This window comes from Neisseria sp. Marseille-Q2251 (assembly GCF_940793045.1).
In the GTDB taxonomy this organism is placed as follows: Bacteria; Pseudomonadota; Gammaproteobacteria; order Burkholderiales; family Neisseriaceae; genus Neisseria.
Genome location: NZ_CALNWV010000001.1, coordinates 94,386 through 106,235, shown reverse-complemented (window position 1 = coordinate 106,235; position 11,850 = coordinate 94,386). Strand labels below are relative to the sequence as shown.

Here is an 11,850-nt window from a genome sequence, read left to right as displayed (position 1 = left end):
AAGAATTCAAGAAGCGAATCGCATTTGGTGCGGCAAAACAGCCAAACCCAAGCCCATACAAACAGCGAAGACCAAAGGTCGTCTGAAACCCAATATCTTGAAAATGATAAAAAAGACGGAAACAGCGGCAGCGCGTCATCCCCCCGTTTGCTTGGAACGAATCATGTTGCTTAAACAGCAAAAAAGGTCGTCTGAAAACGCAATATGGTTTTCAGACGACCTTTACGGTTTGATGACTGCTATTTGGCTGTTTGGGCAGCAGCAGTTTCAGCAATCAGGTCAAGGAATACCAGCGGCTCTTTGCCGATGTTCTTCAAAGCATGGGACTGGCCGGGGCGGGCGATGGTGATGTCGCCGGCGCCGACTGGGGTCTGTTTGCCCGTGCTGTCGGTGAACACGCCTTTGCCCGAGACGATGATGTAAACGTCTTCGTTGTCGGTGTGTTTATGTTCGCCGATGGATGCGCCCGGCGGCAGGGTCAGCCAGCCGATTTCCCTAAACGCGTCTTGGGCGGCGGTTTGATGGCGGTTGAAGGCAAAACGTCCGAGCAGCGGGTCTTTGCCTCCGGCTGCGTTTTCGCGGTTCCACTCTGCCAAGTCGGCTTTTTTATACACTTGGACGCTGCGGTCGGTCGGTTTCGCCTGTTCTGCGGCGTGAACGCTGACGGTCGTGCCGAGCACAAAGGCGACGGACAATGCGGCAAATAGCGGTTTCATCATGGTTCTCCGTTTGTTGGGTTGTGTCAGATAAATCGTAGGCTGCATTCAGGTAGCTTTTGTATCAATATTGACGATAGGTAATATTACATAGCATCATTGCCTAGCTTTTCAGCACAGGATGTTCCCTATTACTCAACATCATTAAAAGACAAAAACATGACCGAAACACAAAAAATCTATACTGCATGGACACAGATGTGGAATGGCAATCTCAATATTGCTGACGAACTGTTGTCAAACGATTTCAAAGCACATCTGACCGCTGATTCAACTCCGCCACCTGCGCCCATAACTGACATCGCCAGCGCAAAGGCTTGGATAGCCACTATTCGTGCTAAAGCAGATCTGCATTATGAAATTGTGCTTGGTCCGTTCCACGACGGCGACATAATTTCCGCCTATTGGCGTGTAACCGCTAAATTCGGCAACCAAACCGCCGTCAAAGTCGGTACGGATTTCTTGAAAATCAAAGACGGTAAGATTACCGACTGCTGGACGATGAACAACAACGCTGCATAATTGAATTACCAAACTCTATTTGTTTTCGGACAGCCTGCATTAGTTGATGCGGTTCCGTTTTCAGACGACCTGCGGGGGCGGTTGCTTTGCCCCGCAGGCGTCAAGGCTTATTTCACGTTGCGCAGATAGTTCAGCAACAGGGGAACGGGGCGGCCGGTCGCGCCTTTTTCGCTGCCGGATTTCCATGCCGTACCCGCGATGTCGAGGTGCGCCCACGGGTAGTCTTCGGTGAAGTAAGACAGGAAGGTGGCGGCGGTAATCGTGCCTGCGCCGGGCGTGCCGATGTTGGGGATGTCGGCGAAATTGGATTTGAGCTGATCTTTGTAAGTCTCGAAGAGCGGCAGTTGCCATGCTTTGTCGTCCACGTTGCGGGAGGCGGCGAGCAGGCTGTCGACCAAATCCTGATTGTTGCCCATCACGCCGCTGACGTCATGACCCAAGGCAATGATGCACGCGCCGGTCAAGGTGGCAACGTCGATGACGGCTTTGGGCTTGAACTGCTCGGCGTAAGTGAGCGCGTCGCACAAAATCAGACGACCTTCGGCATCGGTGTTCAACACTTCAATCGTCAGGCCTTTCATGCTTTTCACGACGTCCCCCGGTTTGTTTGCCGCGCCGGAAGGCATGTTTTCGCAAGTGGCGACGACGGCGATGAGGTTGATCGGCAGTTGCAGTTTGACGGCGGCGCAGAAGGTGCTGATGACGGTTGCCGCGCCGCACATGTCAAACTTCATTTCGTCCATGTTCAGACCGGGTTTGAGGGAGATGCCGCCTGTATCGAAGGTAATGCCTTTGCCGACTAGGACGACGGGGGCGGCTTCTTTGTCGGCAGCGCCGAAGTAGCTCAATTCAATCAGATAGGGGTCTTCCACGCTGCCTTTGGCGACCGACCAAAACGAACCCATGTTTTCTTTGATGTAGTCTTTTTCGATGATTTTGGCGTGTGCGCCCAGTTTTTCGGCTTCGGCTTTGGCGGTGCGCGCTAAAAATTCGGGCGTGCATTCGTTGGGCGCGGCGTTGCCCAAATCGCGGCAGAGGCTTTGTCCGTAAACCTGAGCTTCGGTGATGCGCAGGGCTTCTTTGACGGCGGCTTCGTGTGCGGTGTGGAACACGGCTTGTGCGAATTTGGCGGGCTTGGCTTCTTTTTTGTAGCGGTCGAAACGGTAGGCGGCGTTGCCGAACGCGATGGCGAAGGCTTCGGCTACGGCAGAGGCTTGCGCTTCATCGAAGGCATGGATGTCCGCATTGACCGTTTCCTGATTTTGCGCCCATTTCGCGGCTTCGGCAGCGGCTTTGTTCAGCGCGGCGCGGTCGGTTTTTTCGAGGCGGACGACCGCGACTGCCTGCAAACCGTTGTCCGTCGGGATTTTGGTGTCGGCAAAAGTTTGACCTTCTTCAAGCGAAGACAAAAGGGCAAGGGCGGTCGGGTGGTTTAATTGTGCGGTTTCGGTGCAGACAAATAACTGCGCGCCTGCCTGTTGCGGCTGCAAGGTTCCGGCTTTTGTGCTAAATTCCACGTTTATTCTCCTGATTGAGATGGTTTCGGGTAGTTTCAGACGACCCTTTGCATCAAGAGGTCGTCTGAAAACGGTTGGAAAGATTGTACTCCATTTGAGAGGTCGTCTGAAACCTTGCGCAGACAATCCGCCTGCGCCGAACCGCTACCGCTCCTAGCCGCGATTCTATGATTTATCAAAGAAACTTCATCAAAGAACTCTCTTTTACCGCCGTCGGCATTTTCGTCGTCCTCTTGGCGGTGTTGGTCTCCACGCAGGCAATCAACCTGCTCGGACGTGCCGCCGACGGGCGCGTCGCCATTGATGCCGTGTTGGCATTGGTCGGCTTCTGGGTCATCGGCATGACGCCGCTTTTGCTGGTGTTAACCGCGTTCATCAGTACGCTGACCGTATTGACCCGCTACTGGCGCGACAGCGAAATGTCGGTCTGGCTCTCCTGCGGGTTGGCGTTGAGGCAATGGATACGCCCCGTCATGCAGTTTGCCGTACCGTTTGCCATTCTAATTGCCGTCATGCAGCTTTGGGTCATGCCGTGGGCGGAACTGCGCAGCCGCGAATACGCCGAAATCCTCAAGCAGAAACAAGAATTGTCGATGGTGGAAGCAGGCGAATTCAACAGTTTGGGCAAGCGCAACGGCAGGGTTTACTTCGTCGAAACCTTCGACACCGAATCCGGTATTATGAAAAACCTGTTCCTGCGCGAACAAGACAAAAACGGCAACGACAACATTATCTTCGCCAAAGAAGGCAATTTCTCGCTGAACGACAACAAGCGCACGCTCGACCTGCGCAACGGCTACCGTTACAGCGGCACGCCCGGTAAAGCCGACTACAACCGCGTTTCCTTCCAAAACCTCAGCCTGATTATCAGCACCACGCCCAAACTCATCGACCCCGTTTCCCACCGCCGCACCATCCCGACATCCCAGCTCATCGGCAGCAGCAACCCGCAACATCAGGCGGAATTGATGTGGCGCATCTCGCTGACCGTCAGCGTCCTCCTGCTCTGCCTGCTTGCCGTGCCGCTTTCCTATTTCAACCCGCGCAGCGGCCACACCTACAACATCCTCGTCGCCATCGGGCTTTTCCTGATTTACCAAAACGGACTGACCTTCCTGCGCAACGCCGTGGAAGACGGCAAAATCCATTTCTGGCTCGGACTGCTGCCCATGCACATCATCATGTTCGCCATTGCCATCGTACTCCTGCGCGTCCGCAGCATGCCCAGCCAGCCCTTCTGGCAGGCGGTTGGCAAAAGTCTGACATTGAAAGGCGGAAAATGAACCTGATTTCACGTTACATCATCCGCCAAATGGCGGTTATGGCGGTTTACGCCCTCCTCGCTTTCCTTGCCCTGTACAGCTTTTTTGAAATCATCAACGAAGTCGGCGACTTAGGCAAAGGCAGCTATAACGGCGCAACCATGGCGCAATACGTCCTCATGCAGATGCCCGCGCGCGCCTACGAACTCATGCCCCTCGCCGTCCTCATCGGCGGACTCGTGTCCCTCAGCCAGCTTGCCGCCGGCAGCGAACTGACCGTCATCAAAGCAAGCGGCATGAGTACCAAAAAGCTGCTGCTGATCCTGTCGCAGTTCGGACTGATTTTCGCCCTCGCCACCGCTGCGCTCGGCGAATGGATTGCCCCCGTCCTCAGCCAAAAAGCCGAAAACATCAAATCCGCCGCCATCAACGGCAAAATCAGCACCGGCAATACTGGGCTTTGGCTCAAAGAAAAAAACAGCATCATTAACGTGCGCGAAATGCTGCCCGACCATACCCTGCTGGGCATTAAAATTTGGGCGCGCAACGACAAAAACGAGCTGACGCAGGCAACGGAAGCCGAATCCGCCGTCTTAAACAACGACGGCAGTTGGCAGTTGAAAAACATCCGCCGCAGCACACTTGGCGAAGACAAAGTCGAAGTCTCCACCGCCGCCGAAGAAAACTGGCCGATTGCCGTCAAGCGCAACCTGATGGACGTATTACTCGTCAAACCCGACCAAATGTCCGTCGGTGAACTGACCACCTACATCAGCCACCTCGAAAACAACAACCAAAACACCCAAATCTACGCCATCGCATGGTGGCGCAAATTGGTTTACCCCGTCGCCGCCTGGGTGATGGCGCTCGTCGCCTTCGCCTTCACCCCGCAAACCACCCGCCACGGCAATATCGGCTTGAAACTCTTCGGCGGCATCTGCCTCGGCTTGCTGTTCCACTTCGCCGGACGGCTCTTCGGCTTTACCAGCCAACTCTACGGCGTCCCGCCCTTCCTCGCCGGCGCACTGCCCACCATAGCCTTCGCCCTGCTCGCTGTGTGGCTGATACGCAGGCAGGAGCGGCGTTAAGCCCAAGAATACGAGGAAAGTTTGCAAATTTAAGCTTCCAATTCGACACCAGAATCAATCAGACCAATCCGCCTAAAAAGCATTATTTTTAGGCGGATTTTTTCCAAACTGTCGGCATTGAGATTGCAGAATATTGTCGACTCAAACCGTATCGTTTCATGCGCCCTCTTCCACCCAAAAGAGAATAACGGCGGTTTAAAACAAAAAAACAGAACAGCGAAAACTGTTCTGTTTTTTTGTTTTCAGACGACCTCATGGGTTTAGCCTCTAAAGGGGTCGTCTAAAACTGCTTTACCTACTTGTTAAACATTCACGGTCTCGGCTACTTCGTTGTAGCTGTCAATTTCGTTGAAGTTCATGTAGCGGTAGATTTGGTCGCCCTGTTCGTTGATGATGCCGATGTTGGCTTGGTATTCTTCAACGGTCGGGATTTTACCCAGTTTGGAGCAAATCGCCGCCAACTCTGCCGAACCGAGGTAAACGAAGGTGTTTTTACCCAAGCGGTTCGGGAAGTTGCGGGTGGAAGTGGACATGACGGTCGCGCCTTCGTGTACTTGGGCTTGGTTACCCATACACAACGAACAGCCCGGCATTTCCATACGCGCGCCGGCGCGGCCGAGTACGCCGTAGTGGCCTTCGTCGGACAACTCTTTCGCGTCCATTTTGGTCGGCGGCGCCATCCACAGGCGGACTGGGATGTCGCTCTTGCCTTCCAAGAGTTTAGAGGCGGCGCGGAAGTGGCCGATGTTGGTCATGCACGAACCGATGAACACTTCGTCGATTTTGGTGCCGGAGCGTTCGGACATGAAGCATACGTCGTCGGGGTCGTTCGGACAGGCGATGATCGGCTCTTTGATATCGTCCATGTTGATTTCGATCACGGCGGCGTATTCGGCATCTTTATCCGCCTCGAGCAATTCGGGGTTTGCCAACCATGCTTCCATGGCTTTGATGCGGCGTTCCAAAGTGCGCGGGTCTTGATAGCCGTCGGCAATCATGTTTTTCATCAACACGACGTTGGATTTCATGTACTCGATAATCGGCTCTTTGTTGAGCTTCACGGTACAGCCGGCGGCGGAGCGTTCGGCGGATGCGTCGGTCAATTCAAAGGCTTGTTCCACTTTCAAATCAGGCAGGCCTTCGATTTCTAGAATGCGGCCGGAGAAGATGTTTTTCTTACCGGCTTTGGCAACGGTCAGCAAACCTTGTTTAATCGCGTAAAGCGGAATGGCGTTCACCAAATCGCGCAGGGTGACACCCGGTTGCAGCTTGCCGCTGAAGCGTACCAGTACGGATTCAGGCATATCGAGCGGCATCACGCCGGTGGCTGCTGCGAAAGCAACCAAGCCGGAGCCTGCGGGGAAGGAAATACCGATAGGGAAACGGGTGTGGCTGTCGCCGCCGGTGCCGACGGTATCGGGCAGCAGCAGGCGGTTGAGCCATGAATGAATCACGCCGTCGCCTGGACGCAGAGATACGCCGCCACGGGTAGAAATAAAGGCGGGCAGTTCTTTATGGGTTCTGACATCGACAGGTTTCGGATAAGCGGCAGTGTGGCAGAAAGACTGCATTACCATATCGGCAGAGAAACCCAAACAAGCCAAGTCTTTCAACTCGTCTCGGGTCATCGGGCCGGTAGTGTCTTGCGAGCCGACCGTCGTCATACGCGGTTCGCAATAAGTACCCGGACGTACGCCTTGTCCTTCGGGCAGACCACAGGCGCGACCGACCATTTTTTGAGCCAACGTGAAACCGGCTTTGCTTTCGGCAGGCGCTTGAGGCAGGCGGAATTCGGTGGAAGCAGGCAGTTCCAACGCTTCGCGCGCTTTGGCGGTCAGACCGCGGCCGATAATCAGGTTGATGCGGCCGCCGGCTTGCACTTCGTCCAGCAATACTTGGGATTTCAGGCTGAACTCGGCAACGGTTTCGCCGTTTTTCACGATTTTGCCTTCATAAGGCAGAATATCGACGACATCGCCCATTTTCAGCGCGGAAACATCGACTTCAATCGGCAGCGCGCCGGAGTCTTCTTGAGTATTGAAGAAAATCGGTGCGATTTTGCCGCCCAAGCAGACGCCGCCGAAACGTTTGTTCGGTACAAACGGAATGTCTTCGCCGGTATGCCAAATCACGGAGTTGGTTGCGGATTTACGTGAAGAGCCGGTACCGACCACGTCGCCGACATAGGCAACGGGATGACCTTTGGCTTTGAGTTCTTCCAACAATTTAATCGGACCGACTTCGCCCGGTTTGTCGGGATTGATGCCATCGCGCGGGTTTTTCAGCATGGCCAGCGCGTGCAGCGGAATATCGGGACGGCTCCATGCGTCGGGCGCGGGAGAAAGGTCGTCCGTATTGGTTTCGCCGTCAACTTTGAAGACGGTAACGGTGATTTTTTCGGGAACTTTAGCGCGTGAAGTGAACCATTCGGCATCTGCCCAAGATTGCAAAACTTCCTGCGCGTATTTATTGCCTTTTTCGGCTTTTTCCTGAACGTCGTGGAAAGAATCGAACATCAGAAGCGTATGTTTCAAACCTTTGGCAGCGATGGGCGCGAGTTTGTCGTTGTCCAAGAGTTCGATTAAGGCGTGAATGTTGTAACCGCCGAGCATCGTACCTAAAAGTTCGGTCGCATATTCGGGGGAAATCAGCGGGCTGGATGCGCTGCCTTCGGCAACGGCAGCCAGGAATGAGGCTTTGACTTTGGCGGCATCGTCCACACCGGGCGGAACACGGTGGGCAAGCAGTTCGACCAAGAATTCACCTTCGCCTGCGGGCGGGTTTTTCAGCAGCTCAACCAAATCGGCGGTTTGCTGCGCGTTCAAAGGGAGGGGCGGGATACCGAGGGCGGCACGCTCGGCGGCGGCTTTGCGATAGGCTTCTAACATCTCTTTGTTCCTTTTTTCTGTTTTTTCTTCTGACCGTTGCAAATGATTTGCAATCAAAGAATTGTAAACAATTCTTTTGGGTATCATAGACCAGTTTGGCAAAAATTGGAATATTTATGTTATCGGATGTAATAGGTGTTTGCTATTGAAACGAATTATCTTGAAAAATACGAAAAGGTCGTCTGAAAACAGGGTTTCAGACGACCTTTTATGTTTTATCGGAATGACCGGTTCGTTCTTTTACCGGGCGTTTGCCTGATATTCGCTTCCGTCTTCGCGCAAGAGCTTGGGCTGTTCGCCTTTCTCTATGACGTTTTTACCGATGACAACTTTGGTTACGCCTTTCAAATCAGGCAGTTGATACATGGTATCCAACAGGCAGCGTTCAACGATGGAGCGCAGACCGCGCGCCCCGGTTTTACGTTCCATTGCCTGACGGGCGATGCTGCGCAAGGCTTCTTCTTCAAATTCCAATTCGACATTTTCCATGCCGAACAAGGTTTGATATTGTTTCACCAAAGCATTTTTCGGCTCGGTCAAAATGTTGACCAATGCGTCTTCGTCCAATTCCGCCAACGTGGCGATAACGGGCAAACGACCGATCAACTCGGGAATCAGACCGAATTTAATCAAGTCTTCAGGCTCAACGATTTCAAACAATCCGGTAATGTCGGCATTTTCGTCTTTGCTGTGAACGGACGCACCGAAACCGATACCGCCTTTTTCTGTACGCTGACGGATCACTTTTTCCAAACCTGCAAACGCGCCGCCGCAGATAAACAGGATATTGGTCGTATCGACGTTGATAAATTCCTGATTCGGATGTTTGCGGCCGCCTTGGGGCGGAACGCTGGCAACCGTACCTTCAATCAGTTTCAGCAAGGCTTGTTGCACGCCTTCGCCGGATACGTCGCGGGTAATCGACGGGTTGTCGCTTTTGCGCGAGATTTTATCGATTTCGTCGATATAGACGATACCGCGTTGGGCTTTTTCGACATCAAAATCACATTTACCCAAAAGCTTGGTAATAATTTGCTCAACGTCTTCACCGACATAACCCGCCTCGGTCAGCGTAGTCGCATCCGCCATGACGAACGGCACGTCCAGTTTGCGCGCCAAAGACTGCGCCAACAGCGTTTTACCCGAACCAGTCGGACCGATAAGCAGGATGTTGGATTTCGACAACTCGACATTGCCGTTGGCTTTGGGGTGGCGCAGGCGTTTGTAATGGTTGTACACCGACACCGCCAATGCTTTCTTGGCTTGTTCCTGACCGATAACGTGGTCGTTGAGGTTGGCGACGATTTCGGCAGGCGTAGGCAGCTTGTTGTTCGGATGGGACGCATCCGTTGCAGATTTCTCTGCGGAGAGGTCGTCTGAACTTTGCAGCATCACGCCGCAAGTTTCTACACATTCGTTACAGATAAAAGCGTTTTCGCCTTCAATCAGGTTTTTGACTTCATGCTCGGATTTTCCGCAAAACGAGCAGGAGCGTTTTTCTTCAGTCATAATTTATCTTCTGTTTTCAAGCAATATCGGCAAACCGTTATCCGAATGTTGCGGGAACGGTTTTCGGCAAAGTCGGTAAGTATAATCAGTATCTTAAGGTTTATCAAATACCGTATGGCAAGCTGTTTGGCGTAAGGTTTTCAGACGACCCTCCGACGCATGGCAACACGTCACAATTTCCCATCCTTAAGATTGTTTCCAATTTGGGAAAAAGATGCAAACAAACGCAAAAAAGCCATATTAAACTTTACGTTTTGTTGTATTTTAAGCAAAATATCTCCTTTAATAATTCAATTGTCTTAAATTCTACTGGTTGAAGTATGTCGGTTATGAAATTTTATAAAACACTGAGTGCAGCCTGTTTGGGTATGGCTTTGACGGTTGTTGCCGCCCCTGCCGCTGCAGACGATATGGACGTTTTGGGTCAATTTTTGGAACAAAATTTTCCAACCCAAAATGACCCGATGGAAGCTTTCGCATTAAGCCATGCACAAAAAATCGAGGCTCAGGCAATGATGGCGGGGCCGCTTTTGACATCTCAGTCCGCCCTGATTTTTAACAACAAAACAGGCGAAATCCTATATCAGAAAAACGCAGACCGCGTGATGCCGATTGCGTCTATTTCCAAACTGATGAGCGCGATGGTCGTCTTGGATGCGCGTTTGGATATGAACGAGCGCATTACCATTACTGCCGATGAAATCGACCGCCTGAAAGGTACAGGCAGCCGCCTTGCCGTCGGTACGACGCTGACGCGCGGCGAATTGCTGCACCTGAGCCTGATGAGCAGTGAAAACCGCGCAACGCACGCGCTGGGCCGCACCTATCCGGGCGGTATGTCGGCATTTGTTGCTGCCATGAATGCCAAAGCGCAAAGCTTGGGCATGCACAACAGCCGTTTCTACGAACCTACCGGTCTGAATTTCCAAAACGTATCAACCGCCAACGATTTGAACCGAATGGTCGCCGCGGCAAGCAAATATCCGCTTATCCGGAAAAACTCAACCTCCAACTACGGCTCGGTTTGGACGGCAAATGGTCGCCAAAACTATAAAAACTCCAACGCCCTCGTCCGCGAAGGCAGCTGGAATATCGAGCTTCAGAAAACCGGTTATATCCGCGAAGCAGGACGCTCGATGGTGGTTAAGGCAAATGTTCAAAACCAACCGATTACCATCGTATTGTTGAACTCGCCAACTTCGACAACACGCGTAAACGACGCGCGTAAGATCGAATCTTGGATGTCGCAGCGCCGCTCTTAAAAACACTTATTATGCCGTCTGAAAATCAGGCGGCATTTTTTATATGATAAGCAGAAAAACTTCATGCAATTCGGTTGAAGAATCTTGATTTTAACAATATTAGGAGATGCAAATGCCGAACAAAAAACAATTGATACAGTTGGTAGCCATTTTAGCCTTGACCGGCTGTACTTCCGTTGCCGATATGGCGGGATACGATACGGCATCGCTCAACGAGGCTGCCGCCAAAAACTATTCGCAAGTAGTACAACAAGCGCAATCGCAACGCGTTTTGGACAACACTTCCCAGACTTCGCGCCGTATCAAAACCGTATTTGAGCGTCTGAAACCCCATGCCAATCAAGCCAACCAAACCGGCGTACCTTTCAACTGGCAGATGAATGTTTTCCGTGGCAATGAATTGAACGCTTGGGCAATGCCGGGCGGCAAAATGGCGATGTATACCGGCATGGTCGATCGTTTGAAATTGACGGATGACGAAATCGCCGCCGTTATCGGCCACGAAATGACCCATGCCCTGCTTGAGCATGGCAAAAAAGCCATCGGCGGCCAAGTATTGACCGGATTGGGCGGTTCTATTTTGGCGGGCGCGTCCGGAGTTGATGCCAATATTGTCGGCTTGGGTACGGATTTACTTGCTTCCAAACCATTTTCACGCCATCAGGAGAGCGAAGCGGACGCAGGCGGCGTACGTTTGATGGCTCAGGCAGGTTACAATCCCGAAGCAGCCATCAGCGTTTGGGAAAAGATGAGCAAACTCGAAGGCAGCTCGTCCATCGCGATTTTGTCCACCCATCCGACCAATCAGACACGCATCAATGCCATTCGCAGAATGCTGCCTGAACTCATGCCGATTTATCAAAAGAATAAACGATAAATTTTTTGGAGAAACTTTCCGTAAACCAATATCGGAATTTTCCAAACCAAGCTGCAATTCCTTGCTTTAAATTCACTTTAAATTAATTTAAATCAAATTATTGCACAAACTTCAATCAAAATTTTTCAGACGACCCTTCCTCCCCTCGTGACAAAGGTCGTCTGAAAAATTGTCAACATTTTAACCCAAATTACCAAGCAACCCAGACC

General features: G+C 52.2%; 11 protein-coding genes. 7 read left to right on the top strand and 4 right to left on the bottom strand.

What is annotated here, in order from left to right:
* Positions 1-27 precede the first annotated feature (27 nt).
* Positions 28-174 (top strand): peptide chain release factor RF2, encoded by a 147-nt coding sequence (locus tag AAG834_RS00510; protein ID WP_342031010.1) that lies wholly within the window; start codon positions 28-30, stop codon positions 172-174.
* A 65-nt stretch (positions 175-239) separates the two neighbouring features.
* On the opposite strand, the gene AAG834_RS00505 is transcribed toward AAG834_RS00510, so the two are convergent.
* Positions 240-716 carry a cupin domain-containing protein gene (locus AAG834_RS00505; protein ID WP_342031009.1) on the bottom strand — a complete coding sequence of 159 codons (477 nt, stop codon included), beginning with the start codon at positions 714-716 and terminating at the stop codon, positions 240-242.
* A 159-nt stretch (positions 717-875) separates the two neighbouring features.
* Between AAG834_RS00505 and AAG834_RS00500 the strand changes: the two genes are divergently transcribed.
* Positions 876-1,238, top strand: coding sequence for a nuclear transport factor 2 family protein (locus AAG834_RS00500; RefSeq protein WP_342030931.1), 363 nt, complete (start codon positions 876-878; stop codon positions 1,236-1,238).
* Between the two features lie 107 nt (positions 1,239-1,345).
* On the opposite strand, the gene AAG834_RS00495 is transcribed toward AAG834_RS00500, so the two are convergent.
* The gene (locus AAG834_RS00495) at positions 1,346-2,755 is read right to left on the bottom strand and encodes a leucyl aminopeptidase (RefSeq protein ID WP_016688090.1); all 1,410 of its coding nucleotides are present in this window, start codon (positions 2,753-2,755) and stop codon (positions 1,346-1,348) included.
* On the opposite strand from AAG834_RS00495, the gene AAG834_RS00490 reads away from it, so the two are divergent.
* From AAG834_RS00490 to lptG, 3 genes are read left to right on the top strand one after another with little or no spacing between them, the layout of a single operon-like run.
* The gene (locus AAG834_RS00490) at positions 2,742-2,912 is read left to right on the top strand and encodes a hypothetical protein (RefSeq protein WP_159070296.1); all 171 of its coding nucleotides are present in this window, start codon (positions 2,742-2,744) and stop codon (positions 2,910-2,912) included. The two genes, AAG834_RS00495 and AAG834_RS00490, sit on opposite strands and share 14 nt — an antisense overlap.
* Positions 2,913-2,922: 10 nt before the next feature.
* Positions 2,923-4,038 (top strand): LPS export ABC transporter permease LptF, encoded by a 1,116-nt coding sequence (lptF, locus tag AAG834_RS00485; RefSeq protein WP_342030930.1) that lies wholly within the window; start codon positions 2,923-2,925, stop codon positions 4,036-4,038.
* The gene (gene lptG / locus AAG834_RS00480; RefSeq protein ID WP_342030929.1) at positions 4,035-5,105 is read left to right on the top strand and encodes an LPS export ABC transporter permease LptG; all 1,071 of its coding nucleotides are present in this window, start codon (positions 4,035-4,037) and stop codon (positions 5,103-5,105) included. Before lptF ends, lptG begins: the two co-directional genes overlap by 4 nt.
* 302 nt (positions 5,106-5,407) lie before the next feature.
* On the opposite strand, the gene acnB is transcribed toward lptG, so the two are convergent.
* Positions 5,408-7,993 (bottom strand): bifunctional aconitate hydratase 2/2-methylisocitrate dehydratase, encoded by a 2,586-nt coding sequence (acnB, locus tag AAG834_RS00475; RefSeq protein WP_342030928.1) that lies wholly within the window; start codon positions 7,991-7,993, stop codon positions 5,408-5,410.
* A gap of 240 nt (positions 7,994-8,233) precedes the next feature.
* Positions 8,234-9,502 (bottom strand): ATP-dependent Clp protease ATP-binding subunit ClpX, encoded by a 1,269-nt coding sequence (gene clpX / locus AAG834_RS00470; RefSeq protein WP_070514017.1) that lies wholly within the window; start codon positions 9,500-9,502, stop codon positions 8,234-8,236.
* Between the two features lie 368 nt (positions 9,503-9,870).
* Between clpX and AAG834_RS00465 the strand changes: the two genes are divergently transcribed.
* Both AAG834_RS00465 and AAG834_RS00460 read left to right on the top strand, forming a co-directional pair.
* Positions 9,871-10,764, top strand: a complete 894-nt coding sequence (locus AAG834_RS00465; RefSeq protein ID WP_415772952.1) for a serine hydrolase — start codon at positions 9,871-9,873, stop codon at positions 10,762-10,764.
* A 112-nt stretch (positions 10,765-10,876) separates the two neighbouring features.
* Complete coding sequence (locus tag AAG834_RS00460) at positions 10,877-11,641, top strand: M48 family metallopeptidase (protein ID WP_446740438.1); 765 nt, start codon at positions 10,877-10,879, stop codon at positions 11,639-11,641.
* Positions 11,642-11,850 lie beyond the last annotated feature (209 nt).

What these genes read in the sequence shown, in the direction of transcription:
- AAG834_RS00500 (WP_342030931.1), top strand. Translation starts at nt 876, where the DNA reads ATGACCGAAACACAAAAAATCTATACTGCATGGACACAGATGTGGAAT.
- AAG834_RS00505 (WP_342031009.1), bottom strand. Translation starts at nt 716, where the DNA reads ATGAAACCGCTATTTGCCGCATTGTCCGTCGCCTTTGTGCTCGGCACG.
- acnB (WP_342030928.1), bottom strand. Translation starts at nt 7,993, where the DNA reads ATGTTAGAAGCCTATCGCAAAGCCGCCGCCGAGCGTGCCGCCCTCGGT.
- AAG834_RS00465 (WP_415772952.1), top strand. Translation starts at nt 9,871, where the DNA reads ATGGCTTTGACGGTTGTTGCCGCCCCTGCCGCTGCAGACGATATGGAC.
- AAG834_RS00460 (WP_446740438.1), top strand. Translation starts at nt 10,877, where the DNA reads ATGCCGAACAAAAAACAATTGATACAGTTGGTAGCCATTTTAGCCTTG.
- clpX (WP_070514017.1), bottom strand. Translation starts at nt 9,502, where the DNA reads ATGACTGAAGAAAAACGCTCCTGCTCGTTTTGCGGAAAATCCGAGCAT.
- lptG (WP_342030929.1), top strand. Translation starts at nt 4,035, where the DNA reads ATGAACCTGATTTCACGTTACATCATCCGCCAAATGGCGGTTATGGCG.
- lptF (WP_342030930.1), top strand. Translation starts at nt 2,923, where the DNA reads ATGATTTATCAAAGAAACTTCATCAAAGAACTCTCTTTTACCGCCGTC.